Annotated in this window: 27 protein-coding genes and 1 pseudogene; 11 read left to right on the forward strand and 17 right to left on the reverse strand. The window is 67.6% G+C overall.

The window, feature by feature from the left end; translation table 11 throughout:
• Positions 1–304 precede the first annotated feature (304 nt).
• Positions 305–865 carry a nucleoside 2-deoxyribosyltransferase gene (locus tag E1H18_RS01030; protein ID WP_172262841.1) on the reverse strand — a complete coding sequence of 187 codons (561 nt, stop codon included), beginning with the start codon at positions 863–865 and terminating at the stop codon, positions 305–307.
• Between the two features lie 55 nt (positions 866–920).
• Between E1H18_RS01030 and E1H18_RS01035 the strand changes: the two genes are divergently transcribed.
• Positions 921–1,718 carry a CAP domain-containing protein gene (locus E1H18_RS01035; RefSeq protein ID WP_172262843.1) on the forward strand — a complete coding sequence of 266 codons (798 nt, stop codon included), beginning with the start codon at positions 921–923 and terminating at the stop codon, positions 1,716–1,718.
• 20 nt (positions 1,719–1,738) lie between these two features.
• Here the strand turns inward: E1H18_RS01035 and E1H18_RS01040 are convergent, their stop codons facing one another.
• A complete protein-coding gene (locus E1H18_RS01040; protein WP_172262845.1) occupies positions 1,739–2,314 on the reverse strand; it encodes a YceI family protein in 576 nt (191 codons plus the stop codon).
• A 129-nt stretch (positions 2,315–2,443) separates the two neighbouring features.
• Positions 2,444–3,463: a ketol-acid reductoisomerase gene (gene ilvC / locus E1H18_RS01045; protein ID WP_172262847.1), complete on the reverse strand. Its 1,020-nt coding sequence runs from the start codon at positions 3,461–3,463 to the stop codon at positions 2,444–2,446.
• A gap of 167 nt (positions 3,464–3,630) precedes the next feature.
• On the opposite strand from ilvC, the gene E1H18_RS01050 reads away from it, so the two are divergent.
• The gene (locus E1H18_RS01050; RefSeq protein ID WP_206679011.1) at positions 3,631–4,437 is read left to right on the forward strand and encodes an NAD(P)H-dependent oxidoreductase; all 807 of its coding nucleotides are present in this window, start codon (positions 3,631–3,633) and stop codon (positions 4,435–4,437) included.
• Entirely contained in the window at positions 4,380–4,565 is a 186-nt protein-coding gene (locus E1H18_RS26435) for a hypothetical protein (protein ID WP_206679012.1), read from the forward strand. Before E1H18_RS01050 ends, E1H18_RS26435 begins: the two co-directional genes overlap by 58 nt.
• Before the next feature lie 41 nt (positions 4,566–4,606).
• Here E1H18_RS26435 and E1H18_RS01055 read toward each other — a convergent pair whose 3' ends face one another.
• Positions 4,607–5,527, reverse strand: a complete 921-nt coding sequence (locus E1H18_RS01055; protein WP_172262849.1) for an RcnB family protein — start codon at positions 5,525–5,527, stop codon at positions 4,607–4,609.
• A 109-nt stretch (positions 5,528–5,636) separates the two neighbouring features.
• Here E1H18_RS01055 and E1H18_RS01060 point away from each other — a divergent pair, with 109 nt between their 5' ends.
• The 5 genes and pseudogenes from E1H18_RS01060 (at position 5,637) to E1H18_RS01075 (ending at position 8,816) form a co-directional block, all read left to right on the forward strand.
• The gene (locus E1H18_RS01060; RefSeq protein ID WP_172262851.1) at positions 5,637–6,200 is read left to right on the forward strand and encodes a DUF924 family protein; all 564 of its coding nucleotides are present in this window, start codon (positions 5,637–5,639) and stop codon (positions 6,198–6,200) included.
• Between the two features lie 86 nt (positions 6,201–6,286).
• Positions 6,287–7,237: an SH3 domain-containing protein gene (locus tag E1H18_RS01065; RefSeq protein ID WP_172262853.1), complete on the forward strand. Its 951-nt coding sequence runs from the start codon at positions 6,287–6,289 to the stop codon at positions 7,235–7,237.
• Positions 7,238–7,329: 92 nt separating this feature from the next.
• Positions 7,330–7,404: pseudogene (locus tag E1H18_RS27205) on the forward strand (hypothetical protein); the annotation flags it as partial.
• Between the two features lie 63 nt (positions 7,405–7,467).
• Complete coding sequence (locus tag E1H18_RS01070; RefSeq protein ID WP_172262855.1) at positions 7,468–8,310, forward strand: thymidylate synthase; 843 nt, start codon at positions 7,468–7,470, stop codon at positions 8,308–8,310.
• Positions 8,307–8,816, forward strand: a complete 510-nt coding sequence (locus E1H18_RS01075) for a dihydrofolate reductase (RefSeq protein ID WP_172262857.1) — start codon at positions 8,307–8,309, stop codon at positions 8,814–8,816. Before E1H18_RS01070 ends, E1H18_RS01075 begins: the two co-directional genes overlap by 4 nt.
• Here the strand turns inward: E1H18_RS01075 and E1H18_RS01080 are convergent.
• Entirely contained in the window at positions 8,813–9,232 is a 420-nt protein-coding gene (locus tag E1H18_RS01080; RefSeq protein WP_172262859.1) for a hypothetical protein, read from the reverse strand. The genes E1H18_RS01075 and E1H18_RS01080 overlap by 4 nt on opposite strands.
• A gap of 63 nt (positions 9,233–9,295) precedes the next feature.
• Entirely contained in the window at positions 9,296–9,697 is a 402-nt protein-coding gene (locus E1H18_RS01085) for a hypothetical protein (RefSeq protein ID WP_172262861.1), read from the reverse strand.
• Positions 9,698–9,843: 146 nt separating this feature from the next.
• On the opposite strand from E1H18_RS01085, the gene E1H18_RS01090 reads away from it, so the two are divergent.
• Both E1H18_RS01090 and E1H18_RS01095 read left to right on the forward strand, forming a co-directional pair.
• Positions 9,844–10,755: an SMP-30/gluconolactonase/LRE family protein gene (locus tag E1H18_RS01090; protein ID WP_172262863.1), complete on the forward strand. Its 912-nt coding sequence runs from the start codon at positions 9,844–9,846 to the stop codon at positions 10,753–10,755.
• Between the two features lie 112 nt (positions 10,756–10,867).
• Positions 10,868–11,647, forward strand: coding sequence for an SDR family NAD(P)-dependent oxidoreductase (locus tag E1H18_RS01095; RefSeq protein WP_172262865.1), 780 nt, complete (start codon positions 10,868–10,870; stop codon positions 11,645–11,647).
• Between the two features lie 200 nt (positions 11,648–11,847).
• On the opposite strand, the gene E1H18_RS01100 is transcribed toward E1H18_RS01095, so the two are convergent.
• The 5 genes from E1H18_RS01100 to E1H18_RS01120 all read right to left on the reverse strand — a co-directional run bounded on the left by E1H18_RS01100 (position 11,848) and on the right by E1H18_RS01120 (position 15,888).
• Entirely contained in the window at positions 11,848–12,939 is a 1,092-nt protein-coding gene (locus E1H18_RS01100; protein WP_172262867.1) for an NADH:flavin oxidoreductase, read from the reverse strand.
• A gap of 216 nt (positions 12,940–13,155) precedes the next feature.
• Positions 13,156–14,367, reverse strand: a complete 1,212-nt coding sequence (locus E1H18_RS01105) for an acyl-CoA dehydrogenase family protein (RefSeq protein ID WP_172262869.1) — start codon at positions 14,365–14,367, stop codon at positions 13,156–13,158.
• A gap of 6 nt (positions 14,368–14,373) precedes the next feature.
• Complete coding sequence (locus E1H18_RS01110; RefSeq protein ID WP_172262871.1) at positions 14,374–14,664, reverse strand: putative quinol monooxygenase; 291 nt, start codon at positions 14,662–14,664, stop codon at positions 14,374–14,376.
• Positions 14,665–14,786: 122 nt separating this feature from the next.
• Positions 14,787–15,095, reverse strand: a complete 309-nt coding sequence (locus E1H18_RS01115) for a hypothetical protein (RefSeq protein WP_172262873.1) — start codon at positions 15,093–15,095, stop codon at positions 14,787–14,789.
• Between the two features lie 97 nt (positions 15,096–15,192).
• Positions 15,193–15,888: a DnaJ family molecular chaperone gene (locus tag E1H18_RS01120; RefSeq protein WP_172262875.1), complete on the reverse strand. Its 696-nt coding sequence runs from the start codon at positions 15,886–15,888 to the stop codon at positions 15,193–15,195.
• Positions 15,889–16,165: 277 nt separating this feature from the next.
• On the opposite strand from E1H18_RS01120, the gene E1H18_RS01125 reads away from it, so the two are divergent.
• The gene (locus E1H18_RS01125) at positions 16,166–16,975 is read left to right on the forward strand and encodes a hypothetical protein (RefSeq protein WP_172262877.1); all 810 of its coding nucleotides are present in this window, start codon (positions 16,166–16,168) and stop codon (positions 16,973–16,975) included.
• A 126-nt stretch (positions 16,976–17,101) separates the two neighbouring features.
• On the opposite strand, the gene E1H18_RS01130 is transcribed toward E1H18_RS01125, so the two are convergent.
• From E1H18_RS01130 to E1H18_RS01155, 6 genes are all read right to left on the reverse strand, one after another.
• Entirely contained in the window at positions 17,102–18,544 is a 1,443-nt protein-coding gene (locus tag E1H18_RS01130; protein WP_172262879.1) for a GH1 family beta-glucosidase, read from the reverse strand.
• A gap of 78 nt (positions 18,545–18,622) precedes the next feature.
• Positions 18,623–20,782, reverse strand: coding sequence for a bifunctional diguanylate cyclase/phosphodiesterase (locus E1H18_RS01135; protein WP_172262881.1), 2,160 nt, complete (start codon positions 20,780–20,782; stop codon positions 18,623–18,625).
• Positions 20,783–20,856: 74 nt separating this feature from the next.
• Entirely contained in the window at positions 20,857–21,957 is a 1,101-nt protein-coding gene (locus E1H18_RS01140) for a M48 family metallopeptidase (RefSeq protein WP_172262883.1), read from the reverse strand.
• A 1-nt stretch (position 21,958) separates the two neighbouring features.
• Positions 21,959–23,044 carry a YjgN family protein gene (locus E1H18_RS01145; RefSeq protein ID WP_172262885.1) on the reverse strand — a complete coding sequence of 362 codons (1,086 nt, stop codon included), beginning with the start codon at positions 23,042–23,044 and terminating at the stop codon, positions 21,959–21,961.
• A gap of 105 nt (positions 23,045–23,149) precedes the next feature.
• The gene (gene metH / locus E1H18_RS01150) at positions 23,150–25,819 is read right to left on the reverse strand and encodes a methionine synthase (RefSeq protein WP_172262887.1); all 2,670 of its coding nucleotides are present in this window, start codon (positions 25,817–25,819) and stop codon (positions 23,150–23,152) included.
• Positions 25,819–26,817: a D-alanine--D-alanine ligase gene (locus E1H18_RS01155; RefSeq protein ID WP_172262889.1), complete on the reverse strand. Its 999-nt coding sequence runs from the start codon at positions 26,815–26,817 to the stop codon at positions 25,819–25,821. Before E1H18_RS01155 ends, metH begins: the two co-directional genes overlap by 1 nt.
• Position 26,818: the final 1 nt, after the last annotated feature.

Below are 26,818 nucleotides of genomic sequence, written 5' to 3' on the forward strand. Positions count from 1 at the left end.
CGCTTCCACCCTCTGCTCGCCATTTGGCGGCTTTTACTCGATCGCCCGCAATACGGTCTGACCGGTTTAGAGGGAGGCTAGCCACGCCTGTGCGTCGCACGCCAATTTCAATGCAGCATGGATCGATGCGAGATCGACACTGATCCCTTGCGGGGCCCGCGCGGCGCAGACCCTTGTTCGCTAAACACAAGTCTTTGCTGCGTATGGGTTTCGCAAACGGGACGCGTTATCAGCCGCGAAGCTGACAACGCTGTACCCGTTCTATTTCCTGCATCGCTGGGCTGAAACGGCGTCGAGCCGCGCCCTATTCCGCGTAGAGTTTCAAGGCTTCCAGGCACAGTTCCAGGCCGGTCAGGTCACGCAGAGGGTCCTGAGCGACGATGACGAACAGACGTCTCGCCTCGCCCCACAGCATCACCGTTTCGGGGAGACCATGGTCCTCGATCTCGCATTCGTCGGCGTCGCGCCACACGCGGTTCTCGTCGAGCGTGGCGCCCAGCAGGGTGTCGACTCGGGCCACGTACTCGGCCTCCGCCTCGCTGGCCACGTTCAGATAGGCGAAGATCGGTCGCCCCAGTCCCGCCAGAACGCCGGCCTCGAACACCGTGGCGGTGTCGGCGGCTGGACCGCGGAACGGGGTCAGATTGACCACCCCCGCGTCGGCCTGGCGCAATTGCGCCATGCGGGTGGCGTAGAACTGGCGGGCTTCCAGCTCGTCGGTGGCCTGGCCCGGCGCCATGCGGGCGGGAACCAGGGCCTCGAGCCCCGCCTCCAGGCAGAGCGCGCGCTGGCGCGCCGCCTGGGCTTCGTGGTCGGGGAGCCAGGCTTCAGGGCCGGCGAGCCATAGGGAACGGACGGGACGCATGCGCTCTTAGGTCTGGTCCCGGGCCTCCGGTGTCAATGTCTGGTTGGAGACGGAATTGAAGTTGATCGCGCGAAGAGCCCTGCTGACCGGCGGCCTCGCCCTGGCCGCCTCCCCGGTTCTGGCCGCGCCACCCCAGCCCTGGATCGCCTATGAGCGCCGCCTGCGCGGACTGCTGGCCGATCCGCCGGGCGGCGACTTCGAGGCGGGCTTCGAAGAGACCCTGCTCGACCTCAACAACATCTTCCGTCGCCGCCTGGGCGCGCCGCCGTTGGCCTTCGACCGCGGCCTGACCCTGGCCGCCCGCGCCCATGCCGCCGACATGGCCCGCACCGAGGTGTTCGACCATGTGACGCGTGAAGGCTATTCCGCCGCTGGACGCGTGGGCTTGCTGGCCCGCGACCTGGTCGGCGCCCCGGCCGAGAACATCGCCATGCGCCGCAACGCCGATGGCGTGGTGCGGCCCGAACAGATCATGACCCAGTGGCGCGACAGCCCCGGCCACCGCGCCAACCTCGTCGCGCCAGGCTTCACCCATGTCGGCTACGGCGCGCTGCGCCAAGGCCCGCGGGTGATCGCCGTGGGCTGCTACGCCGAGGTCGCCGCTCGCCTGCCTGGTCCGGCCCCGCTGAGGGTCACGTCGAGCGACGAAATCGCCCGCGCCCTGTCCAACGCCGCCCCGGCTATCCGCCAGTTCTCGGTCTCCGAGCCCGGCGGCGAGGTGCTGACCACCACCTATATCGAAGGCCGCCCGCCCTCGGCCCTTGGCCCCGGCGCCTGGCAGCTACGCCCGCACCTGTCCTCGGGCGAGCACCGCTATCAGGTGGCGTGGGGGCCGGTGTTCGTGCTGGGGTGAGGGCGCGCTAATCGGCAGCTCTACTGCGCCACGCCCAGCGCCTCGATCCGGATATCCACCGCATCCCCGATCATCCCCGCCGCGCCCGTGCTGCCAAAGGCCTTGCGGCTGATCTGGCCGGTGATGGTGAAGCCAGCCTGTTTCTTTTGGTTGTTGGGCGCCGTGCCGATCTTGTTCAGCTTGACGTCCAGCACGGCAGGCTGGGTCACGCCCATGAGGGTCAGGTCGCCGGTGACCTTGGCGGTCGCCTCGCCGGTCTTCTCGACCTTGGTCGACTTGAAGGTGATGATCGGGCTCTTGGCGGCGTTCAGCCAGCGCTCGCTCTTCAGGTGCTCGTCGCGGCTGGCGTTGGCGGTCAGCAGGCTGTCGACGGCGATGACCGCCTCGACGCGCGACTTCTCGGGCGCGGCCTCGTCCAGCCACACCGTGCCTTCGGTCTTGGCGAACAGGCCGATCACCGAGTTGAAGCCGAAGCGGTCGATGACGAAGCTGGTCTCGGTATGGGCGCCGTCGAGCTTGTAGGCGACTTCCTCGGCGAAAGCGGGCGCAGCGGTCAGGCAGCCGGCGATCAGGGCGGCGGCGAGCAGGCGTTTCATGAGGCGTCTCCGTCGTGAGCAGACGGCGAGCTTCGGCCGCGCCCTCCCCCGGCGCAACCCTCAAACAAAAAGCCCCCGGCCTGGGAGGGCCGAGGGCTTCATGGGATTACTCTGGTACTGAACTAAAGCTTAGTTCTTGGCCTGGTCGACCAGCTTGTTCTTGGCGATCCAGGGCATCATGTCGCGCAGGCGACCGCCGACTTCCTCGATCTGGTGCTCGGCCGAACGACGGCGCGTAGCCTTGAACGAAGGCTGGCCAACCTGGTTTTCCAGCATGAAGTCGCGGACGAACTTGCCCGACTGGATGTCTTCCAGCACGCGCTTCATCTCGGCCTTGGTTTCCGGCGTGATGATGCGCGGACCCGTCACGTACTCGCCGTATTCGGCGGTGTTCGAGATCGAGTAGTTCATGTTGGCGATGCCGCCTTCGTACATGAGGTCGACGATCAGCTTCAGCTCGTGCAGGCACTCGAAATAGGCCATTTCCGGCGCGTAGCCGGCTTCCACCAGCACTTCGAAGCCGGCGCGGACCAGCTCGACGGTGCCGCCGCACAGGACGGCCTGCTCGCCGAACAGGTCGGTTTCGCACTCTTCGCGGAAGTTGGTCTCGATGATGCCCGAGCGGCCGCCGCCGATGGCCGAGGCGTAGGCCAGGCCGAGGTCCAGCGCGTTGCCGGTGGCGTTGTGGTGCACCGCGATCAGGCAGGGCACGCCGCCGCCCTTCTGGTACTCGCCGCGCACGGTGTGACCCGGGCCCTTCGGCGCAACCATCAGGACGTCGATGGTGTCCTTGGGCTCGATCAGTCCGAAGTGGACGTTCAGGCCGTGGGCGAACAGCAGGGCCGCGCCGTCACGGATGTTGGGGGCGATGTCGTTCTTGTAGATCGCGGCCTGGTGCTCGTCCGGAGCCAGGATCATGATCAGGTCGGCCCAGGCGGCGGCTTCAGCCACCGTCATGACCTTCAGGCCTTCGCCTTCGGCCTTCTTGGCGGTCGGCGAACCAGCGCGCAGGGCGACGGCGACGTTGGTCGCGCCCGAGTCACGAAGGTTGAGGGCGTGCGCGTGGCCTTGCGAGCCATAGCCTACGATGGCGATCTTCTTGTCCAGGATGCGGGCGATGTCGGCGTCGCGGTCGTAGTAGACGCGCATGATTTCTTCTCCAGGACTGGTCAATCAAGGTCGCCCGCGCAACGGCTGAGCGACAAAGGCCGGGCGTTTGAGCGTTTTTTTGCCGTTTCGTCAAGGCGAAGCCGACAGAACAACGCAATGCGGGGACCCCTGTAGCCACGTTTTAGACGCTCGCGCGTTGGATCGCCATGCCGACACCCGAAAAGGACGGTCACGAGCCGCCCGCCGCCACGCTCGAGCCTCCTGGACAGCGCCCTCTGCGCGTCCTCCTGGTGGCCGGATCCCAACGCCGCCACAACAGCTGCCCTGGCCTGGATTCGAAGGCCCGGGCCCTGATGCTGCGCATGGCCGCCCACATGCCGCCGGGCTGGCAAGTCGACACCGAGGACCTGGGCAACCAGCACGGCAAGCCCAAGATCCAAGCCTGCAACGCCTGCGTCAGCTCGTCGATGGCGCTGTGCGTCTACCCCTGCAATTGCTACGGCCCGCGCTCCACCACCCAGCCCGACCTGATGTGGGACCTGGATCTCTACGGCCGCCTAGCCCGCGCCGACGCCTGGGCGTTCATCGGGCCGACCAACTGGTATGGGCCGACGACCAACTTCAAGCTGATGTTCGACCGCCTGGTCTGCGCGGCCGGCGGCAACCCGCGTCCCGACCTGATCGACAAGAAAGACACGCTGAAGGCCCAGGCCCTGGAACGTTCGCCGGAATGGACGCAGCTGACCCGAAACCACCTGGAGGGCCGCACGGCCGCCTTCTTCACCTATTGCGACGGCGGGGCTGACGAGATCGGCGCCGACGGCCGGCCCAAGCTGGTGAAGGACAAGGCCTGGTTCGATCCGAAGGAAGAGCCCTACCAGGACGAGCGCCTGGCCTATCAGGGCCTGGTCTGGCAGTGCCGTTACAGCGGGATCGAGTCCCCGACGAGCTGTGGGTGGCCGGCGTGTTCGGCGAGGGCAAGCCCTACGCCGACGACCAGGTCGAGCAGATGATGGCCGAGAAGCAGAGCATCAAGGCGTTCGACGCCTGGGCCAGCGGCTTCATCCGCCATGTGGAGAAGAAGGGCGTGGTGGCCAAGGTGGAAGACGAACGGGCGGCGAAATCGACGACGAACGTCTGAATGGAAATGGGGCGGAGGATCGCTCCCCCGCCCCGCTAACGTCACCAGAACAGTCCGTAATAGACGCTCAGGACCTGGCCGCTCCAGACGTCGACCAGAAGGGCGTCCGAGCCGACCCGGACCCACTCGCAGCCGATGGGGGCCATCGGCAGGCCGTAGCGCCAGGAGTCCAGATAATACGAGCTGCCGAACCAGCCGCCCGGCAGGTAGTCGCCGAACGCCCAGCTGCGGGCGTACCAGCCGCTGGGATAGCGGTAGGCGCCGATGCGGTAGCGCTGCGACGCCCTGAAGCTGGGGCGGTACTGGTTGCGGTCGTACTGCGGACGTCCGCGGTCGCGGTCCCGGAACTGGCCGCCGTAGCCCGGACGACGGTCGTTGCGATCCCAGCCGCCGCGGTTGTCGCCGCGCCGGTCGTCCCAGCGGTTGTCGTTGCCGCGGCCATCATTGCCACGATTGGGGCCGCGGTTGTCGTTGCGATCCCAGCCGCCCGGGCGGTTGTTGTCGTTACGGTCGCCGCGATTCCAGTCGCCGCGGCCGCGATTGTCGTCGCCGCGGTTCCAATCCCGACCGCCGTTGTCACGAGGCGGCTGAGCCTGGGGCGCGGACGGCGCTTGCGGCGCCGGCTGGGCCTGAGGCGGCTGCTGCGGACGGTCGCCGCGGCCGCCGCGGTCACCCCGGTCCCAGCCGCCGCGATCTTGCTGAGGCTGGCCCTGCGAGGGCTGGCTCTGTTGCGGACGCTCGCCGCCCCGGTTCCAGTTGCCGCGATCGCCACCACCGCTGCGATCACCGCCGCCGCCGCGCTGACCGCCTTGCCAGCCGCCGCCACGGTCTCCGCCGCCGCCACCGCCGCGCTCGGCCTGAGGACCGCCGCGCTCGCGCCGCTCCTGAGCCGAGGCGCCCACCGGCGCCAGAACGCCGCCCAGCAGCGAAAGCGCCATGGCGGTCGTGATCAGACGTTTCATTTCTTGCTCCGAAGGGCCTTGAAGCGCGGCCCGGGCTTGTCCCTTGATAGCAGTGTCGGACTCGCCCGATGAACCAGGCTTGAACGAATTAAAGCGTTTGAGGAGAGCCTTGATGCGCGCACACCCCAATGACGTCGTCAGCTTCTGGCGTCAGGCCGGCCCAAAGAAGTGGTTCGCCAAGGACAGCGGCTTCGATCAGGCCATCGCCCTGAAATTCGAGCAGACCCACTATCGCGCCTCGATGCGCCGCTACGACGACTGGGCCCAGACGGCCGAAGGCAGCCTCGCCCTGCTGATCCTGCTCGATCAGTTTCCGCGCAACATGTACCGCAACACCCCGCACGCCTTCGCCACCGACCCGCTGGCCCGGATGTTCGCCCACACCGCCATCGCCGCCGGCCACGACCAGGATCCGGCCATCACACCCGACCTGCGGCCGTTCTTCTACCTGCCGTTCGAGCACTCTGAATCGCTGGTCGACCAGGAGTTCAGCGTCGAGCTGTTCGCCGCCCACCAGGCCGACAGCGGCGATGAAGAGTCCATGAAGTACGCCATCATCCACCGGGACATCATCGCCCGCTTCGGCCGCTTCCCGCATCGCAACGCCAGCCTTGGCCGCGAGACCACCCCGGCCGAGCAAGAATTCCTCGATGAAGGCGGTTTCGCCGGTTAACCCATCCTCAATCTTGGCGCGACCGGCCGTCGCCTGTAGGGTGAGCGCCTACAGAGTCCTGGGAAACTTCGGGGAACATCAGACGTATGAAAGCTTTCCGCAGCGCGCTGGCCGTTGGCCTGGCGCTCACCGCCGCCACGCCCGTCTCGGCCCTGGCTCAAGCTAAGGCCAGCAAGGGCCAGACGATGCAGACCCAGGCCTCGGCCGAGGTTCCGCGCTGCTCGCGCAAGCTGGGCACGCTGTCGATCGTCGATGGCGACGATTCCTCCGGCTGGACCCAGTTCAACCTGGCCTCGCCGCAGAAGGTGCTGCGCGCCATCGTCCAGAAGTCGGGCTGCTTCAACCTCGTCGATCGCGGCGCGGGCCTCAGCGCCGCCGAGCGTGAACGCAATATCGGAGGCAATCTGGGCCTGCAGCGCGGCAGCAACGTCGGCCAGGGCCAGGTCAAGGCCGCCGACTACGTCCTGGTCGCCGAAGTCCAGGGCAGCAACAGCAATGTCGGCGGCGGCGCGGTGGCGGGCGCCATCGGCGGCCTGATCGGCGGTCGCGTCGGCGGCCTGGTCGGCGGCATCAAGACCAAGAAGCTGGAAGCCAACACCGTCCTGTCGCTGACCAATGTCCGCACCACCGAGACCACCTCGGTGGCCGAGGGCTATGCGGTGAAGAACGACATCGGCTGGGGCGCAGGCGGCGGTCTGGGCTTCGCCGGCGCCGTCGGCGGCGGCTACGAAGACACCGACATCGGTCGCATCGTCACCCTGTCGTTCATCAACGCCTATTCGAAGATGATCGGCGATCTGGGCCTGCTGTCCGACAGCGTCCCGGCCGCGCAAGCCGCCCCGACCAAGACCTTCAAGGCCACGCGCGTCGCCAACCTGCGCGCCACGCCCGTCGCCGCCGGCAAGCTGATCCGCGCCCTGCCCGCCGGCGCGATCGTCTATCCGACCGGCAAGAAGCAGGACATGTGGTGGGAAGTGGCCGACGAGAACGACAACGTCGGCTGGGTGCTGAACTCGACCCTCGAGCCGAGCAAGTAGGACGGTCTTCTCCTCCCCTGCATCGCGGGGGAGGTGGCGCGGCGCGGATACGCGCCGTGACGGAGGGGGCGCTTCGGCGCTCCCTTTTTTGTTTGAGCCGGCGGCAGCGCCCCCTCCACCGCCGTTCGGCAGTCCCCCTCCCCCAAAGGGGGAGGATAGTTCGCTCCGGTCTGTGGACACCTCCCGGCGCCGCAGTGTTCAACGGCGCGATTCGCCCCCACATTATCCCCATGACCACCGCCGTCCTCGACGCCCCCAAAGCCGCCGCCGCCGACCATCCCGAGCGGCAGTACCTGAACCTGCTCGCCGACATCCTGACGAACGGCGTGCAGCGCGGCGACCGTACGGGCACCGGCACCCTGGGCGTGTTCGGCCGCCAGATCCGCTTTGATCTGGCCAAGGGCTTCCCGGTGCTGACCACCAAGAAGCTGCACCTGCGCTCGATCTTCATCGAGCTCTTGTGGTTCCTGAAGGGCGACACCAACATCGCCTATCTCAAGGACAATGGCGTGCGCATCTGGGACGAGTGGGCCGACGAGAACGGCGACCTTGGCCCGGTCTACGGCAAGCAGTGGCGCTCGTGGGCCACGCCGGACGGCCGCTCGATCGACCAGATCGCGGCGCTGGTCGAGAACCTGAAGACCAACCCCAACAGTCGCCGCCACATCGTCACGGCCTGGAACCCGGCCGATGTCGACGACATGGCACTGCCGCCCTGCCACTGCCTGTTCCAGTTCTTCGTCGCCGATGGAAAGCTCAGCTGCCAGCTCTACCAGCGCAGCGCCGACGTGTTCCTGGGCGTGCCGTTCAACATCGCCAGCTACGCCCTGTTGACCCTGATGGTCGCCAAGGTCGTGGGCCTGGAGCCCGGCGAGTTCGTCCACACCTTCGGCGACGCCCATCTCTATCTGAACCACCTCGACCAGGCCCGCGAACAGCTGACTCGCGAGCCCTTCGACTTCCCGACCCTGCAGATCGCCGACAAGCGTGACCTGTTCGGCTTCGAGTACGAGGACTTCACCCTGGAGGGCTATCAGGCCCACCCGCACATCAAGGCCGAGGTCTCGGTTTGATCGGCCTCTCCATCGTCGTCGCCCGCGCAGCCAATGGCGTGATCGGTCGGGACGGCGACCTGCCCTGGCGGCTGAAGTCGGACCTGGCGCTGTTCAAGGCCAACACCCTGGGCAAGCCCATCATCATGGGCCGCAAGACCTGGGACAGCCTGCCTCGCAAGCCCCTGCCCGGCCGCACCAACATCGTGCTGTCGCGCGACCAGAGCTTCGAACCTGGCGGCGCGATCCCTTGCGAAACCTGGATGGAGGCGGTGCAGATCGCCCGCGAGCAGGCGTCCGACGACGAGGCCGAAGAGGTCTGCGTGATCGGCGGCCGCGCTCTGTTCGAACTGGCCCTGCCGAAGGCCAAGCGCCTGTACCTGACCGAGGTCGCCGCCGAGGCGGACGGTGACGTCACCTTCCCCGACTTCGACGAGAGCGCGTGGACCGAGGTTCGCCGCGAGGAACACGCGGCCGGCGAAGGCGACGACCACGCGTTCGTGTTCCGGGTGCTGGAACGGCGCTAGTTCTCGGTCGCCAGCGGCTTGGGCGTCTTTTCCAGATTGGCCAACTTGCGCGTCTTCAGCGGCTTGCCCGTGCAGGCCTTGAACACGACCTCGACCTCGCCACCCTTGCCGACTTCAGGCATGGCGTACTTGGCCGGACCGATCCGCTGGGCGGTGATCACCGTGTCGCCCTTGTCGGTCTTGCTCCAGGCTATCCGCACGTGGGTGGCGGTGTCGCCGAACCGCTTCTGCAGATCCTGATCGAAGGTCTTGTGGATCGCTCCGTCGACGACCGGGCCCCAGGCCTCGTTCTTCATCGCCGGACAAGCGGGCCGCGTCGGCATCGCCGCGCTCTTCGACCACGGCAGAGAGGGCGCGACCGCGCAGCCCGCCAACATCAGCCCCGCCGCCGCGATTGCCGGTACAGTCGCCCGCATGCTTGAGAATCCTTCGTCCAAACTTGCCGCAAGCTCACCGCGAACGGCTTCGCGCGCAAGGGCTCAGTCGTCGGGCGGGATCGGCTTCGGCTCGGCTTCCAGCTCGGCAAGCTTGCCCGTCTTCAACACCTTGTGGGTGCACGCCTGAAACACGGCCTGGACCTCGCCGCCCTTGCCCGTCTCGGGCATGGCGAACTTGGCCGGCCCAATGCGGCGGCCAGAGACCACGGTATCGCCCTTCGCATCGACGGCGTAGTCGAGCAGGATGTGCGTGCCGGTCGAGCCGAACCGACGCTGCAACTCGGCGTCGAATGCCTTTTCCTGGGCCGCATGGATGACCGGCGACGAGACCGCCATCGGCAGGGCCGGACACGCCGGACCGCTGGCCGCCACGGGCCTCGGCTTCGTCGCGCAGCCCGCCATCGCGGCCCCGGCCATCAACGCCACCGCCCACATCGTACGCATACCGGCTCCCCCTCAGGTTGCCGCGAGGCTGCCGCCAGACCAGTGGCTGCGCAAGGTCTTTGCGGAACAGAACCCTCGCCAGGCTCAAACGGGCGTTTATAGTCTCCTCCAACGCCCACCAGAGGCTCGGTAAAGGGAGAGACGCGATGGACATCCAGCTGGTCGCCGACGGCCTGCAGTTTCCCGAAGGCCCCGTGGCCATGGCCGACGGCTCGGTGATCGTCACCGAGATCCAGGGCCAGCGCCTGACCCGGATCTGGCCCGACGGCCGCAAGGAGACCGTGGCCGAGACCGGCGGCGGCCCCAACGGCGCGGCGATCGGGCCGGACGGCGCGCTCTATGTCACCAACAACGGCGCCAGCTTCGCCTTCTTCGAGGCCAACGGCCTCAACATCCCCGGCCCCACCCCGCCCGAGCACACGGGCGGTTATATCCAGCGGGTGGACCTGAAGACCGGCGAGATCCGCACGCTCTATACCGAATGCGACGGCAAGAAACTGGTCGGCCCCAACGATCTCGTCTTCGACAAGCAAGGCGGCTTCTGGTTCACCGACCACGGCTGCTCCACGCCCGACGGCCGCAAGTATGGCGCGCTCTACTACGCCCTGCCCGACGGCTCGAAGATCACCCGCTGGCGCGACCACTTCGTCTCGCCCAACGGCGTGGGTATCTCGCCCGACGAGAAGACCGTCTACATGGCCGACACCATGCTGGGCCGGCTGTGGTCGTTCGAGGTGACCTCGCCCGGCGTGCTGGCGGACGCCCTCCCCCTCCAGCCCGGCAATGTCGTCTGCAACCTGCCGGGCTACCAGCTGCTGGACAGCCTGGCGGTCGAGGCCGGCGGCAAGGTCTGCGTGGCCACGATCATCAATGGCGGGATCACCGCCTTCGATCCAAGTGGCTCAACCGAGCACTTCGCCTTCCCGGACGTGATCGTCACCAACATCTGCTTCGGCGGCGAAGACATGCGCGACGCCTGGATCACCGCCTCGGGCACCGGCAAGCTCTACAAGGCGCGGTGGCCACGCCCCGGCCTGAAGCTGAATTTCAATGCCTAGGATCCTGGGCGTCAGATCGTGATCTGAATTCACAAGAGCTGTTCCCGGCGGCGGCATAGTCTGTCGTCGCGGGCGCCCCATTTGAGGCTCCGACAAACGACGGAGCCCAGCGATGGACCTGAAACTGAACGACAAGACCGCGCTGGTGACCGGCGCAACGGCTGGCATCGGGCTGGAAATCGCCCGCGCCCTGGCCGCCGAAGGCGCCAAGGTGTTCGTCACCGGCCGCAGCCAGGACAAGCTGGACGCCGCCCTCGCCGAGATCGGCGGCAAGGTGGAAGGCGTGCTGGCCGACGCGGCCACGGCCGAAGGCGCCGCGGCGGTGCTCAAGGCCGTTCCCAGCGTCGACATCCTGGTCAACAACATCGGCATCTACGAGATGAAGGCGTTTGCCGACATCCCGGACGAAGACTGGCTGCGCCTGTTCGACGTCAACGTGATGAGCGGCGTGCGCCTGGCCCGCGGCTACTTCCCCGGCATGCTGGAGCGCGACTGGGGCCGGGTGATCTTCATCTCCTCAGAGTCGGGTCTCGCGACGCCCGGCGAGATGGTCCATTACGGCATGACCAAGAGCGCCCAGCTGGCCGTCGCCCGCGGCATGGCCCAGGCGACCAAGGGCACGGGCGTCACCGTCAATTCGATCCTGCCCGGCCCGACCCGCTCTGAAGGCGTCGGCGATTTCCTGAAGAGCGTCTCGACCAACCCTGACGGCACGCCCCAGGAGCACGAGGCCGAGTTCTTCGCCAAGCACCGTTCGAGCTCGCTGCTGCAGCGGATGATCGAGCCGCAGGAGGTGGCCAGCCTGGTCGCCTACGTCGCCAGCCCCCTGTCGGCGGCCACCAACGGCGCATCGCTGAAGGTCGAGGGCGGCCTGGTGACGACGATCGCTTAGATCCAAATCCTCCCCCTGGCGGGGGAGGATTGTGGAATCACTCCTCTCGCAGGAGCGCTCCCGCGATCAGCAGCGCCATGGCCAGCAAGGCCAGCAAGCCCGCGACATAGGGCATCCAGTGCATCGTCGCCTCCCTCCAGAACTGGAGGCGACGATGATCCGGGGCAGGCGCATCGCCCAGCCCCGGAACGGGGGGTCTGCTAGTAGAGAACGCCCAGCGCCTCGCGTTCGAAGTTGCGCAGTTCCTCGTTGCGGCCATCGCGGATCTTCACGACCCATTCCGGATCCTGCAGCAGGGCGCGACCGACGCCGACGAGGTCGAACTCGCCGCGCTCCAGGCGCTCCAGCAGGCCGTCGATCGAGGCGGGCTGGCTGCCCTCACCGCCGAACGCGGCGATGAACTCGCCCGACAGGCCCACCGAGCCGACGGTGATGGTCGGCGCGCCGGTCAGCTTCTTGGCCCAGCCGGCGAAGTTCAGGTCGCTGCCTTCGAATTCCGGCTCCCAGAAGCGACGCTGCGAGCAGTGGAAAATATCGGCGCCGGCGTCGGCCAGCGGCTGCAGCCAGGCTTCCAGCAGTTGCGGCGTCTCGGCGTTCTTGACCGCGTAGTCCTGCTGCTTCCACTGCGACAGTCGGATGATCACCGGATAGTCCGGGCCGACGGCGGCGCGGACGGCCTTCAGGATCTCGGCGGCGAACTTGCTGCGCTCGACGATGGTCGGGCCGCCGAACAGATCGTCGCGGACATTGGTGCCGTTCCAGAAGAACTGGTCGATCAGGTAGCCATGGGCGCCGTGCAGCTCGATGGCGTCGAAGCCCAGCCGCTTGGCGTCGGCGGCGGCCGTGGCGAAGGCGGCAATAGTGTCTGCGACCTCGGAATCGGTCATCGGCTCGGTGAACGGGTTGCCGCCCGCCTTGGACAGGCCCGAGGGGCTGTCGACCTTGCCCAGCACATCCTTCCCGCGCGCAGCGCCCACGTGCCAAAGCTGCGGGGCGATCAGCCCGCCAGCGGCGTGGACTTCGTCGACGACCTTCTTCCAGGCCGCAAGCTCCTGCTCGCCGTGGAAGCGCGGCACGTTGGCGTCATTCAGCGAGGCCGGACGGGCCACGCCCGTGCCCTCCGTGACGATCAGGCCGACCTGCCCCTCGGCGCGGCGGCGGTAGTAGGCGGCGACATCGTCGGTGGCCACGCCGCCCGGCGAGAACGACCGCGTCATCGGCGCCATCACCGTCCGGTTGGGCAGCTTCAGCGACTTGAATTCGAACGGCTTGAACAGGGCGTCGAGCGACATGGGCGATTTCCGAAACAGGATATGTTGCGCGCGATCCAAACACTTGTTCGCAAGCGAAGCTAGTTAGAAATACTGGGAGGGGGTGGCGAGCGCCCCCTCCGGCCCTTCGGGCCACCTCCCCCGCTATGCGGGGGAGGAAAGACAATCTCCTCCTCACCCGTGAAACGGGGGAGGTGGCGCGAGGCGAAGCCTCGTGACGGAGGGGGCGCTAAGGCCTCACAACCCCAGCACCATCTTCGCCATGATGTTCCGCTGGATCTCGTTCGAGCCCGCATAGATCGAGGCCTTGCGGTAGCTAAAATAGGCCGGAGCGGCCGGTGCTGCGTAGTCTGGGCCAGCGCTGTGATCGTTGCTGTTGGACCACGGGTCCTGGACGAACGGCGCGGCATAGGTTCCGACCGCCTCCAGGGTCAGCTCGGTGATCGCCTGCTGGTGCTCGGAGCCGACGCATTTGAGCATCGAAGAGGCCGGACCGATCGCCTTGCCCGCCCCGCGGCCGGAGAAGATCCGCAATTCGGTGGCGTTCAGGGCCGCGACCTGGATCTCCAGATTGGTGATCTTCTCGCGGAAGGCCGCATCGTCGATCAGCCGGCCACCGTCATCGGCGAGCTCCAGGGCGGCGATGCGCTTGACCTTCTTGAGCATGTTCATCAGGCCCGGCGCATAGGCGTTGCCGCGTTCGAACTCGAGCAGGTACTTGGCGTAGGTCCAGCCCTTGTTCTCCTCGCCGATGCGGTTGGCGACCGGCACGCGAACATTGTCGAAGAAGACCTGGTTGATCTCCTGCTCGCCGTCGGGCGGGCCGTCCAGGGTGGGCAGCGGCTTGATCTGGATGCCGGGGGTGTCCATGCGCAGCAGCAGGAACGAGATGCCCTCCTGCGGCTTGCCCGCCGACGAGGTGCGCACCAGGCAGAACATCCACTCGGCCCATTGGGCGTGGGTGGTCCAGATCTTCGAGCCGTTCAGGACATAGTCGTCGCCGTCTCGCTCGGCCTTCATCTGCAGGCTGGCGAGGTCCGAGCCCGAACCCGGTTCGGAGTAGCCCTGGCACCACCAGATGTCGGACGTCAGGATCGGCGGCAGGTGCTGACGCTTCTGCTCTTCCGTGCCAAAGGCCAGGATCACCGGCGCGCACATCTTCAGACCCATCGGCGACGGCGTCGGCGCGCCCGCCAGCGACAGCTCCATGTTGTAGATGTAGCGCTGCGAGGCGGTGAAGTTCGCACCGCCCCACTCGACCGGCCAGTCCGGCGCAGCCCAGCCGCGCTCGGCCAGCTTCTTCTGCCAGCGCACCTGACCGGCCTTGTCGAGATAGCCGTTCTTCGAGCGCGCCATCTGGCGACGCAGGTCGTCGTCATAGGCGCTGGCGATCCAGTCGCGGACCTCCTGCTGGAAGGCCAGGTCCTCAGGCGAGAAGGAAAGGTCCATCAGGGCCTACTCCACCGCGTCGAGATATTCGATCTCCGGCCGCCCGGCCATGAACGGCCCCATGGCCGCGCCCGCCGCCTTGAAATAGTCGCTGCCGCCGTGGGCCTTCAGCGCCTCTTCGGAGGCGTAGAGCTCCAGCACCTTGTAGGTCCCGGCCTCGGTCTTGGAGCGGGTCAGCTGGTAGACAAGGCAGCCCGGCTCGTTGGCCTTCACCTTGTTCTGCAGATCCAGGAACACCTTCTCGAAGTCCGCCGACTTGTCCGGCTGAACCTTCAGGATCGCGACGACACCGATCATGGAAACCTCCCAACACTTGTTTGAATGGGAGGATGAGGGAGTGGCGCGGCCGGAGCAAGGGCCACGTTAGGGAATGTCGCTGAAACCGTTCCTCTGGCGAAAGCCGGAGAGAAGGAGGAGCCCTATCGCCGCTCGTTCCAGCCGTAGGCCACCCACGAGTGGCCGCCGACGTTGCGGGCTTCGATCAGGCCGTCCTCGACGGGGCCCTTGCCGCCCTTGCGCCCGCGCAGGGCGAAGGCGGCGATGCCGAACAGGGCGCTGCCCATGAAACCGACCACGACCACGGTGGCGGCGAACACCACGGCCAGCACGGCTCCGACCACCACGGCGACCGAGGTCGCAAGCGCGCCGAACATCCAGGCCAGGTTATGCCAGGGCGTCGAGGCAGCAGGGTGGGTCATCGTGGTCCTCTCGTGAGCGCTCATGATCACCAAAGGTGGTTCACAAGCGCTGAATATCAACTGAACACCCACCGGACGCGGATGAAAAGTCTTTTCCGTGCGCGTAAGGCGAGACGGATCGTCTCGGCTAACCCGCGACGGCCAATCCCAGTTCCCGACGCTCGCGCATCACCGTCGAAAACGCGGCGTTGATCGTCGACGCCTTGGCCTCGGCCAGTTCGATGAACTCGCTGGGAAGGCCGCGAGCGCGGGCCCGATCGGGGTGAGCGTTGGACAGAGCGATCTTCCACGCCTTGCGGACCGTGGCGTCGTCGGCGTCTTCCGGCACTTCCAGGATGGCGTAAGGATCATCGGCGCCGACACCCAGATGCGTGGCCCGCAGGCGGCGGAAGGCCAGAGGAGACATGCCGAACAGGTCCGACACCCGCTCCAGATACTCAAGCTCGTCGTGCGTGACGACGCCGTCGGCCTTGGCGATGTGAAACAGGCCGTCGACCACGTCTTCCAGCAGCTGCGGGCAGCTGGAATAGCGCTTGGCCAGCCGCTTGGCGTAGCTCTCGAAGCCGTGCGTCGTCTGGCGGGCCAGGTCGTACAGGCGGTGGATGTTCTGCTCCGACGCCGGGTCGGGCTGGAAGACTTCGGTGAAGGCCAGGAACTCGCCGCCGTCGGCGCGACCGTCGACCTTGGCCAGCTTGGCGCCCAGCGCCGTAACCGCCGTCGAGAACGCCGGATCCTCGCCCGGCAGACCGCCAGGGCACTCGGTGCAGTCGGCCAGGTCCAGGCGCCGGGCGGCGATGCTCGCGATGTTGCGCCAGAAACTCATGGATCGCCTCAAGGCCGGACGGACGGGTGGAAACGCGCGATGCGGCGTTCGGATCACCGCTTCGGAGCGCTTCTAGCACATTGAGAATGATCGTTCACATGACTTCGTTGCAATGCGACATTTCGGATCGCGAAACGACCGGTGACGTTACGGTGGAGCTTTTCGGGCGCTCGCTCGTTATGGCTCCGCTTGATCCGAAACGGCCACGTAACGGTCCCAATCGCGGTCGAAATGCTCTAGTTCAGACTCGACGTACCCTGAAAGGACATCCGCCCGCATGGCGAACGCCCTCCTCCTTGCTATCGCTCTCCTGGCCCAGGACGGGGCGATGGCCTCGCAAAGCCCGAACGCTCCGCCCGCCGACGAGTACGGCTATGTCTCCTGGTGCTACGGCGCCCTGGGCGGCTACGCCTCGCTGTACGATCGGGTCATGCCGGAGGTGACGCGCATCGAGAAGGCGTTCCCCGGCCCCGACGGCGTCCAGGCGGCGCTGAAGACCTATCCGGAACTGCGCACGCAGGCCCAGAAGGACCTGAAGGTGATGTCGACGGCGATCACGGCGGCCGAAAAGGCCAGCCCGCGTCCGATCTCGCAATATGGCGCAGCGCAGATCAAGCGCGGTTCGGCCATCTGGCAAGGCGCCGACTCGGTGAGCAAGGCGCGCCTGGCCCAGATGTGGATGAGCTGGAGCCCGCCCAGCGACTGCGAGCGCCGCGCCAAGACGCTGGAGACCAAGTCGTCGATCCTGGGCAAGGCGCTGAACTACAACGCCGCGCCCACCATGCCGACGCCGGCCGAACCGACGCCGGCGCTGCCGCCGGCCGCCGAGACCCCGGCCCCGCAACCGATCGCTCAGCCGATTTCCCAGCCTGTCTCCAAGCCCGCCTCGATGCCGATCGGCGCGACGCCGGCTGCCCAGCCGCTGGCCCAGAAGCCGGCGCCCAAACCCGCCCCCGCCAAGCCGGCTGCGGCGCCCGTCGCAGCCAACGAGGTCATCATCGATCCGGCCAACCCCGCCCCCTGCGCCGGCAGCCTCATGCCCGCCAAGCGTGGCGGCAAGAACGTGCTGATCTGCAAGGCGGACTAAACAAGGTCGTCATCCCGCGCTTTATGCGCGGGACCCATGGTTCAGCTTGCATGGGAGAGCGTGATCGTTCCGCACGTGCGAGGGACAAATGGGTCCCGCGAACAAGTCGCGGGATGACGGTTTTCGTCAAACCGGCAACCGCCCGCTCTCCGCCAGCGCCTTGAACCACGCGTACGACGCCTTGGGCGTGCGCACCCCGGTCTTGCGGTCCATCGCCACCAGGCCGAACTTCGACGTGTAGCCCAGGTCCCATTCGAAGTTGTCGATCAGGGTCCATTCGAAATAGCCCCGCACGTCACACCCGGCCTCGCGGGCGGCCAGCACCGCCTGCAGGTGACGGCGCAGATAGGCGATGCGGAACTGGTCGTTCAGGACCGCCGGACCGTTGCTGAAGGCGTCCGAGCAGCCGTTCTCGGTGACCAGGATCTTCGGGCTCGCGTACGCGCGGCGCACGCGGTCGAGCACCTCGAACAGACCCGACGGATCGATGTGGCGGCCGAAGGCGTCCAGCTCAGAGCCCTTGGGCGGAGCGGCGACCGCAATCTTGCCGGGCGCGTTCAAATCCAGCCGCACATAGGCCGGCGCGTAATAGTTCACCCCCAGGAAGTCGACCGGCTGGCGCGTGATCGCCAGGTCCCCGTCCTGCACGACGCCCTTCAGGAATTCGTCCATGTCCTTGGGATAGGTCCCCTTGAACAGGGGATCCAGCCAGGCCTTGTTCCACAGGGCGTCGAGGCCGTCGGAGGCCAGCCGGTTCCAGATCGCCCACGGCCCGCCGGCCGGACGGCAGGGCTGCAGCGCCATGGTGGTCCCGACCTGCAAGTCGCTGCGCCCTGCCCGCAAAGCCTGGATGGCCAGGCCCTGACCAAGGTTCATGTGGTGGATCACCGGCCCCAGCAGAGCCTCGTCCTTCAGGCCCGGCGCGCCCTCGCCCAGCACATGGCCGAACACCGCGTGCACGGCGGCTTCGTTGAGGATGATGTAGTTCTTCAGCCGGTCGCCAAGGCGATCGACCACCACGCGGGCGTAGTCGGCGAAACGCAGCGCCGTGTCGCGGTCCTTCCAGCCGCCCTTCTCTTGCAGACCCTGCGGCAGGTCCCAGTGGAACAGCGTGGCGTAGGGCTCGATGTCCTTGGCCAACAAGGCCTCGACCAGCCGTGCATAGTGGTCGAGCCCGGCGACGTTCACCGCCCCCTCGCCGCTGGGCAGCACCCGCGACCAGCTGATCGAGAAGCGATAGGCGTCCAGCCCCGCGCCTGCGATCAGGTCGACATCGTCCTGGTAGCGGCGATAGCTGTCGGTGGCGACCGTGGCGTCGGAGCCGTCCTTGATATGGCCGGGGACCTTCTCGAACACGTCCCAGACGCTGGGCCCGCGACCGTCGACGTCCTGCGCCCCCTCGGTCTGGAACGCAGCGCTGGCGACGCCCCAGGTGAAGTCCTTGGGAAACTGCCGGCTCTTGGGGTTCAGGTCCGTGTCGTGCGCGCCCTCGCACCCCGACAAGCCCATGGCCGCACCGCCCAGCGCCAAAGCGCCCAGAGCCCGGCGGCTGACGCCCGACTGCTCCATCGTCCCCTCCCGTCTTGTTCGTTGGGAGGCAGGATGCTTTGAGAGAACGTCGTTCGCAATCCTTCCCCTAGGGGCAGGTCAGCGCACCAGCTCGCGGGCGCCGGCGATCGCGTCGGCCGACATCGGGCGGCCCAACAGGAAACCCTGGAACTCGGCGCAGCCCAGTTTCACCAGGCAATCCATCTGGGCCTGGGTCTCGACGCCCTCGGCCGTGGTCTTGAGGTTCAGGGAGCGGGCCAGGCTGACGATGGCCTTGGCGACGGCCAGGCTCTCGCCATTACCCGGCAAGCTCGCGACGAACGAGCGGTCGATCTTCAGCTTGTCGATCGGATGGCGGCGCAGATAGGCCAAGCTGGCATAGCCGGTGCCGAAGTCGTCCAGCGCCAGACGGAAGCCCAGGCGCTTGAGGCGACGCAGCGCCTCGTGGACGCCGTCGCTGTCCTTCAGCAAGGCCGTCTCGGTGATCTCCAGCATGAAGACGTCGGCGCGGGCGCCGGTCTCGGCCAGGGTGGCGACCATCTCGTCGACGAAGCCTGGATTGGACAGCTGGATGGCCGAGACGTTGACCGAAACCTCCAGCCCCGACCAGCGCAGGCTGTCGTAGCAGGCGCGGCGGAACACGGCCGATCCGACCGCGCCGATCAGGCCGCAGGACTCGGCGAGCGGGATGAAAATGGCCGGCGCGATCTCGCCCCGCTGGGGATGGGTCCAGCGCGCCAGGGCCTCTACCCCGACGATCGCGCCCTTGGCGTCCGTCAGCGGCTGGTAGGCGACCTTCAGCGCCTCGTCGTCCAAGGCGGCGCGCAGGTCGCGTTCCAGGCCCTTTCGCAGACGCAGGGCGGCGTCCATCTCGGGCTCGAAGAAGGCGAAGCGACCACGGCCGGCTTCCTTGGCGCGGTACAGGGCCACATCCGCCTGGCGCAGCAGTTCGGCCTGGCCCTGGTCGGCGTCGGAGACCACCGCCACGCCGACCGAGCAAGACAGTTGCGCGCGACCGATGGTGAGGTCCACCTCGCCTGACAGGCCCTCGACGATGCGCTGGGCCAGGGTCGCGACCCCGGACGGATTGGTGTCGGGCTGGATGACGGCGAACTCGTCGCCGCCCAGGCGGCAGATAGTGTCGGTCTCGCGACAGATGGTCTTCAGGCGGCGCGCGACCTCGCGGATCAGCTGGTCGCCGGCGTCGTGGCCATAGGTGTCGTTGACCTCCTTGAACCGGTCCAGGTCGATGCACAGCACGCCCAGGTGCCCCGGCTTGCGGCGCAGGATGGCGTGGGCGTGGACCAGGCGGTCGGTGAACAGGGTGCGGTTGGCCAAGCCCGTCAGCGGGTCGTGCAGCGACAGGTGCTTGGCCTCGGCCTCGCTGAGCAGAAGCTTCTTGGCCGCACGGCGGGTGATGCGGAACAGCAGGAACGCGCCGATCACCGCCGCCACCAGGGCCGTGCCCAGCATCGGCGTCGCCGAGCGCAGCAGTTCCTCGCCCGGCTTGCGCGGCGTCCAGCGCAGGACCACGCGGCGACCGTCCGCCAGGCGGCTCAGCTGAACCTGGGCGCTGTCGGTCTCGAACTTGGCCGCGGTGACGACGTCGATACGGGCGTTCTGCAGCAGGAAGCGGTCCGAGAAGGCCTTCACCACGCTGTTGGCCACCGGTACGCCGGTCACCAGCAGCGGCGCTTGCGTTCCGCGCGTCTTGGCCTTGAGGTCGGGCCGGATCAGCGAGACGGTCATCAGGACAGGCTCGCCGCCGATCACCTCGACGCGGCTCTTGTGCACGGCGCGCAAGGCGGCGACTTGCTGCGGATCGGCCTCGATCGAACGAACCTCAGTCACCAGGCGCCCGGTCTCGGCGGCGTAGCGGCTGTAGGCGGCCGGCGCGACGTCCTTGCCGTCGACATGGCCGTAGATCGGCTGGCCGTCGGCGTCGAGAACGAACACCACGCGATACCCCAGCGCCCCGCCCAGCGAAGCGCCGATGTTCTGGCTGGCCCAGGCGCGATCGAACTGGTTGTCCAGCTTGATGATCGCCTCGTCCCAGATGACATAGGGATTGAGCGCGGTCTGGACCTCCTTGCCACGCTGGCGCAAGCCATTTCCGACGAGGGTCTGTTCGTATTCGCGCTCGCGGATGTCGGCATGGCGGGTGGCGATCGTCAGGGCAAAGACGGCAAGCAGGATCACGCCCGCCGCCACGCTGGCGATCAGGCCAAAGATCTTCAGCTCGATATTCCGACGGTCCATGCGTCTCCCTCAGGGGACGCATCGTCCATGCGAACGGTTGCGGAAGTGCTTACCGCCCAAGGTGGGTGGACACTTTACCGCACAGTGTTACGCGATTTGGGTTTTGCCTCGTCGCCCGTGCGGCAGACGCGGCCCATCACGGCCCAGTCGCGCTCGGACATCGAAGGCTGACCCGGACGGATGGCGCGGCGGGCCCTTTCCGCCCGGCCGGCGGTGTTAGGGTGGGTCTGGAACCATTCGGCCGCCTGGCGCAGGCGCGGATCGTCGCCCCGGTGCGCCAGCCGCCCGAAGAAGTCCGCCATGCCCTTCGTCGAGATGTTCTCGGCCTGCAGGATCTCTATGGCGCGCGCGTCGGCCTCGGCTTCCAGCTCGCGGCTGAAGCGATGGTCGGCGAAGCCTCCGGCCAGCACGATCAGTTGCTGCCCCGCCCCGCTGCCGCCGCCCACGACGGCGTCCAGCAGCAGGCCCGCGCCCATGGCCCGCCAAGCGGCCTGCATGGCGTGACGGCGCTCGACGTGGGCGATTTCGTGGGCCAGCACCGCGGCCACTTCGTCGGGACCGCGCGCCTCCTCGATCAGCGGACCGGTGACCAGGATCGCGCCGCCCGGCAGGGCGAAGGCGTTGACGAACGGCGCGCGCACGGCCCGCACCCGGATCTCGAACGGGCTGTCGGCCGCCTCGCCCAGCCGGTAGCCCAGGTCGCTCAGCAGCTCGGCCGCCTCAGGGTCGCCCTTGCAAGGCCGGAACGGCACCCGCAGCTGCGCTTCCATGTTGGCGCCGAAGCGGGCCTCCAGTTTCGGCGGCGTATGCATGGCCAGAGGCCGCGCGGCCATCGGCACGCCGATGAAGACCGTCGCGGCGACCGCCAGACCCGCAGCCGCCAGGCCGCCGATCAGCGCCCATTCGCGCCCTCGGCCGCGCTTGGCGATCTGGCGGTGCGAACGTCCAGAGGCGGCGCGCCAGGCCTCGGCGTCGACGACCAGGCGCGCGTCGTCTTCGCCCTGCGTCAGGGCGTAGCGGCCGTCGTTGCGCAGCGTCTCGCGCACCGCCGCCAGCGGCCAGTCGACGCCGACGGAGGCGTCGTCCACGGCCTGCGCCCGCACCCGTCCGGCCTCGACCGCGACGTGAGCCGGCCAGGGCCGTGCGACCCGGCCGTCGAACAGCAGCCCGTCCACGTCAGAACGGCGAGACGTCGAAGGCGTCGGCCAGGCCCTCGCCCGTCTTGGGACCACGCGGCGCCTGCTGGGCCTGGTCCAACGGCGCGACGCCGGCGCTGGTCAGACGCTCGATCATGAACTTGGCCGATCGGGCCATGGCCACCGGCTGCAGGAAGCCCAGGCTCAGCACGATGATCAGCAGGTTGGTCAGAGAAAGGCCCAGCAGCGCCCCGCCCTTGACGTCCAGCGCCAGGCTGGCGTCGCCAAACCGGATCGAGGCGGCGATCTCGCGCATCACCGCGGCGTGGTAGGCGGCCGAAGCGATGACGATCACCAGGGCGTAGACGAAGGCGTAGCCATAGACCCGGACGATGAACATCGCGCCGGGCTCGGTTCCGCTGCGGCCCATCTCCATGAACATCGGGATCATCGCCGCGATCATGGCGAAGTAGCCGATCAGGCCGACGACCCAGGCGATGGCGAACGGACCGTAGAGGTTGTGCTTGTTGGCGCGCTTCCAGCTGACGGGCTGGTCGCCATAGCTCATCCCGCCCCAGATGCGGGCGGCCAGGCGCATGGTCATGGCCGGGCTGAACCAGCCCAGGGTGACGCCGTTCAGCAGCGCATAGCCCAGATAGGTCCAGCCATAGCCGCCGGCCTTGCCGCGCAGCTGGAACCGGACGCCGCGCCAGACGGTGCGGCTGGCCATGTAGCGCCAGGTCATGAAGATCGCCATGCCGACCAAGACGATCACGGCGATGTAGACGGGCACGAGCAGGAACGCGAACAGCGGGCTGACGAACTGGATGGCCAGGATCAACGCCAGATAGGGCACGCCGACCAGCAGCATGGCGGTCAGGAAGCCCAGGAACAGCTCCTTGCCGCGGCCGGTGTATTCGAAAGGCTCACCGTTCAGGGTGACGTGCGACCACACGCGCCGGCGCACCTCGGTCTTGCCCCAGAAGCGGTACAGCGTCAGCGTGATGATGTTCAGCAGGCCGTTCTTCAGGCTGAGGCCGATCAGCGACCCCGGCGCGATCGTCTGGCCGAAGGTCAGTGTCTCGCCGCTGGCCGGCGTCGACACGGGCGTATGCGCACCGTCCATGAAGCTCCTCGAAAGCCACCCTGTCCGCAGGATGCGCGGACAGGGCGAGCCTCTTGGGATTTCATGACAAGGTCAACCTCACGTGGAGGTTAATAGTCGTTCCTATCAAGCCGCCGCGTCGCGGGCCCGGGCGGACGGATCGTAGTTGAGGATCGGCGACAGCCAGCGCTCGGCCGTGGCCATGTCCCACCCCTTGCGGCGGGCATAGTCCTCGACCTGGTCGGCGTCGATCTTGCCGACCCCGAAATAGTGCGCCTGCGGGTGGCTGAAGAACAGGCCCGAGACCGCCGCGCCGGGGGTCATGGCGTAGCTCTCGGTCAGCTTCAGGCCCGTGGCGGCCTCGGCGTCCATCAGGTGGAACAGCGTGCCCTTTTCCGTGTGGTCAGGTTGGGCGGGATAGCCGGGCGCGGGGCGGATGCCCTGGTACTTCTCGGCGATCATCCGCTCGACGTCGGCGTCCTCGTCCGAGGCGTAACCCCACAGCTCCGTGCGGACCTTGTGGTGCAGCCACTCGGCGAAGGCTTCGGCCAGACGGTCGGCCAAAGCAGAGGCCATGATGGCGTTGTAGTCGTCGCCAGCGTCCTTGAACTTCTTGACGATCTCGTCCTCGCCATGGCCGGCGGTGACGGCGAAGCCGCCGATGTAGTCGGCGCCCTGCCCGATCGGCGCGACAAAGTCCGACAGCGCGACGTTCTGCTTGCCGGCGCCCTTGTCCATTTGCTGGCGCAGGGTGTGGAAGCGCGAGATCTCTACCGTCCGGGTCTCGTCGGCATAGACCACGACGTCGTCGCCTTGGGCCTGGGCCGGCCAGAAGCCGACCACGCCCTTGGCCCCGAACCAGGCCTCGGCCAGCACGGTGTCGAGCATGGCGCGGGCGTCGCGATAGAGGTCCGTCGCGGCCTGGCCGACCACGTCGTCTTCCAGGATCTGCGGATAGCGGCCGATCAGCTCCCAGCTGGCGAAGAACGGCGACCAGTCGATGAACGGCTCCAGCTCGGCCAAGGTCGGCTCGAAGGTCCGCGCGCCGAGGAAGGCCGGCTTGGGCGGCGTGTAGTCCTTCCAGTCGATGGCGAAGGCGCGCTTGCGGGCCTCCTGGATCGAGGTCCGGGCCTTGGTCGTCTGGCCGCGCAGATACTGCTCGCGCACCTTGACGTATTCGGCCCGGGTCTCGCCGATGATCCGATCGCGCTCGCCTTCCGACAGCAGGCCCGAGACCACGCCGACGGCGCGGCTGGCGTCGACGACATAGGTGGTCGGACCGCGGCGATAGGCCGGCTCGATCTTCACCGCCGTATGGGTGCGGCTGGTCGTGGCGCCGCCGATCAGCAGCGGAATGTCGAAGCCCAGGCGCTCCATCTCGGCGGCGACGAACACCATCTCGTCCAGCGAGGGCGTGATCAGGCCCGACAGGCCGATCATGTCGACCTCGTGCTTTTTCGCTTCTTCCAAGATGCGGTCGGCGGGCACCATGACGCCCAGGTCCACGACCTCGTAGTTGTTACACTGCAGCACGACGCCGACGATGTTCTTGCCGATGTCGTGGACGTCGCCCTTGACCGTGGCCATCAGGACCTTGCCGGCCGCCTTGCGGACCTGGCCTTCCTTTTCGGCCTCCATGAACGGCATCAGCCAGGCCACGGCCTGCTTCATGACGCGGGCCGACTTGACCACCTGGGGCAGGAACATCTTGCCCGCGCCGAACAGGTCGCCGACGACGTTCATGCCGTCCATCAGCGGACCTTCGATGACGTGCAGCGGCCGCTCGGCAGCCAGGCGCGCTTCCTCGGTGTCGACCTCGATGAACTCGGTGACGCCGTTGACCAGGGCGTGGGTGATGCGCTCGCCGACCGTGCCCTCGCGCCAGGCCAGATTGACCTGCTGGACCGCGCCCTTCTCGCCCTTGTAGCGCGGGGCCATGTCGACCAAGCGCTCGGTGTTGGAGACGTTGGTCCGCTGCGGGCGGTTGAGGATCACGTCCTCGACGGCCTCGCGCAGTTCGGGATCCAGCGCGTCATAGACCGGCAGGTCGCCGGCGTTGACGATGCCCATGTCCATGCCGGCGTTGATGGCGTGGTACAGGAACACCGAGTGGATGGCCCGCCGCACCGGCTCGTTGCCGCGGAAGCTGAACGAGACGTTCGACACCCCGCCCGACACGCGGGCGTAAGGGCAGCGTTTCTTGATCTCGCGCGTGCCCTCGATGAAGTCGACGGCGTAGTTGTCGTGCTCCTCGATCCCCGTCGCCACGGCGAAGATGTTGGGGTCGAAGATGATGTCCTCGGGCGGGAAGCCGACCTTGTCCACCAGGATGCGGTAGGCCTTCTCGCAGATCTCGATCTTGCGGGCGGCGGTGTCGGCCTGGCCGACCTCATCGAACGCCATGACCACCACGGCCGCGCCGTAGCGCAGGCACAGCTTGGCCTGCTCGATGAACTTGGCTTCGCCCTCCTTCATCGAGATCGAATTGACGATCGCCTTGCCCTGGACGCACTTCAGGCCGGCCTCGATCACCTCCCACTTGGAGCTGTCGATCATCACCGGCACGCGGGCGATGTCCGGCTCGGCGGCCATCAGGTTCAGGTAGGTGATCATCGCCTGCTGGCTGTCCAGCAGGCCCTCGTCCATGTTGACGTCGATGACCTGGGCGCCGGCCTCGACCTGCTGGCGCGCGACCGACAGGGCGGCCGGATAGTCGCCCTCGACGACCAGCTTCTTGAACTTGGCCGAGCCGGTGACGTTGGTGCGCTCACCGATATTGACGAAGACCGGACGCATCAGACGGCCACCGTCTTGGCGCGGGCTTCGGCCAGGGCCAGCTGGCCGCGCAGGAAGTCGGCGAAGTCGACGCCTTGCGCCTTCAGGGCCTTGGGCAGCAGCGACGAGGCCGTCAGGCCCGGCAGGGTGTTGGTTTCGAGATAGATCAGGCCATGCTCGGAGACGATGAAGTCCGAGCGCGAATAGCCTCGGCAGCCCAGCGCCTTGTGGGCCTTCAGCGCCTGGTCCTGCAGGGCGGCGTTGATCTCCGGCGCGAAGGTGGCCGGGCAGATCTCGACCGTGTCCTTGGCCAGGTACTTGCTCTTGTAGTCGAACTTGCCGGCCGACGGACGGATCTCGACCGGCGGCAGGGCGATGACCTCGCCGCCGTCCAGCTCCAGCACGCCGCAGGTCGATTCCAGGCCCTGAACGAACGGCTCGATGACGTAAGCTTCGTCGGCGGCCGCCTTGCGCACGGCGTCGAGATCAGCCGGCGTGTCGACGAAGATCAGGCCGTAGCTGGAGCCGTCTTCCGACGGCTTGGCGATCAGGCGGCCGTACTTGGCCAGCGCGACCTCGGCGTCGTCCACCGCGATGTTCTGCGGGACCGAGACGCCGGCCTTCTCGACGACCTCCTTCGCGCGGGTCTTGCTGAACGCCAGCCAGCTGGCGTGCGACCCCGAACCGGTGAAGGCCACGCCGCGCGCCTCGCACAGGGCCGCCAGCTCGCCGTTCTCCGCCGCGCCGCCGTGCATCGACAGCAGCAGCACGCGGTCCTCGCGCTTGGCGACGTCCAGCGCCGCCTCGATCCCACCGATAGCCTGGCCTTCGGTCGGCAGGTCCAGCTCGAACGGGCGGTCATGGCCCAGCAGCACCTCACGGCTGGCCACATGGACCTGACCGTTCGGAGCCCAGAACCACAGGTCGGCCTCGGGCAGGGTCCGGGCCACGGTCTGGGCGCTGGCGACGGCGACGAGCCGTTCGCGGTTCTCGCCGCCGAAGAGGATGGTGGTGCGCATG

Origin of the sequence: Caulobacter sp. RHG1 (assembly GCF_013181195.1) — a bacterium.
In the GTDB taxonomy this organism is placed as follows: Bacteria; Pseudomonadota; Alphaproteobacteria; order Caulobacterales; family Caulobacteraceae; genus Caulobacter.

Excerpts from the sequence above, each read along its gene's own strand:
- E1H18_RS01030 (WP_172262841.1), bottom strand. The coding sequence starts at position 865 with ATGCGTCCCGTCCGTTCCCTATGGCTCGCCGGCCCTGAAGCCTGGCTC.
- E1H18_RS01040 (WP_172262845.1), bottom strand. The coding sequence starts at position 2,314 with ATGAAACGCCTGCTCGCCGCCGCCCTGATCGCCGGCTGCCTGACCGCT.
- ilvC (WP_172262847.1), bottom strand. The coding sequence starts at position 3,463 with ATGCGCGTCTACTACGACCGCGACGCCGACATCGCCCGCATCCTGGAC.
- E1H18_RS01050 (WP_206679011.1), top strand. The coding sequence starts at position 3,631 with ATGCCGACACCCGAAAAGGACGGTCACGAGCCGCCCGCCGCCACGCTC.
- E1H18_RS01055 (WP_172262849.1), bottom strand. The coding sequence starts at position 5,527 with ATGAAACGTCTGATCACGACCGCCATGGCGCTTTCGCTGCTGGGCGGC.
- E1H18_RS01065 (WP_172262853.1), top strand. The coding sequence starts at position 6,287 with ATGAAAGCTTTCCGCAGCGCGCTGGCCGTTGGCCTGGCGCTCACCGCC.
- E1H18_RS01070 (WP_172262855.1), top strand. The coding sequence starts at position 7,468 with ATGACCACCGCCGTCCTCGACGCCCCCAAAGCCGCCGCCGCCGACCAT.
- E1H18_RS01080 (WP_172262859.1), bottom strand. The coding sequence starts at position 9,232 with ATGCGGGCGACTGTACCGGCAATCGCGGCGGCGGGGCTGATGTTGGCG.
- E1H18_RS01085 (WP_172262861.1), bottom strand. The coding sequence starts at position 9,697 with ATGCGTACGATGTGGGCGGTGGCGTTGATGGCCGGGGCCGCGATGGCG.
- E1H18_RS01090 (WP_172262863.1), top strand. The coding sequence starts at position 9,844 with ATGGACATCCAGCTGGTCGCCGACGGCCTGCAGTTTCCCGAAGGCCCC.
- E1H18_RS01095 (WP_172262865.1), top strand. The coding sequence starts at position 10,868 with ATGGACCTGAAACTGAACGACAAGACCGCGCTGGTGACCGGCGCAACG.
- E1H18_RS01100 (WP_172262867.1), bottom strand. The coding sequence starts at position 12,939 with ATGTCGCTCGACGCCCTGTTCAAGCCGTTCGAATTCAAGTCGCTGAAG.
- E1H18_RS01105 (WP_172262869.1), bottom strand. The coding sequence starts at position 14,367 with ATGGACCTTTCCTTCTCGCCTGAGGACCTGGCCTTCCAGCAGGAGGTC.
- E1H18_RS01110 (WP_172262871.1), bottom strand. The coding sequence starts at position 14,664 with ATGATCGGTGTCGTCGCGATCCTGAAGGTTCAGCCGGACAAGTCGGCG.
- E1H18_RS01120 (WP_172262875.1), bottom strand. The coding sequence starts at position 15,888 with ATGAGTTTCTGGCGCAACATCGCGAGCATCGCCGCCCGGCGCCTGGAC.
- E1H18_RS01125 (WP_172262877.1), top strand. The coding sequence starts at position 16,166 with ATGGCGAACGCCCTCCTCCTTGCTATCGCTCTCCTGGCCCAGGACGGG.
- E1H18_RS01130 (WP_172262879.1), bottom strand. The coding sequence starts at position 18,544 with ATGGAGCAGTCGGGCGTCAGCCGCCGGGCTCTGGGCGCTTTGGCGCTG.
- E1H18_RS01135 (WP_172262881.1), bottom strand. The coding sequence starts at position 20,782 with ATGGACCGTCGGAATATCGAGCTGAAGATCTTTGGCCTGATCGCCAGC.
- E1H18_RS01145 (WP_172262885.1), bottom strand. The coding sequence starts at position 23,044 with ATGGACGGTGCGCATACGCCCGTGTCGACGCCGGCCAGCGGCGAGACA.
- metH (WP_172262887.1), bottom strand. The coding sequence starts at position 25,819 with ATGCGTCCGGTCTTCGTCAATATCGGTGAGCGCACCAACGTCACCGGC.
- E1H18_RS01155 (WP_172262889.1), bottom strand. The coding sequence starts at position 26,817 with ATGCGCACCACCATCCTCTTCGGCGGCGAGAACCGCGAACGGCTCGTC.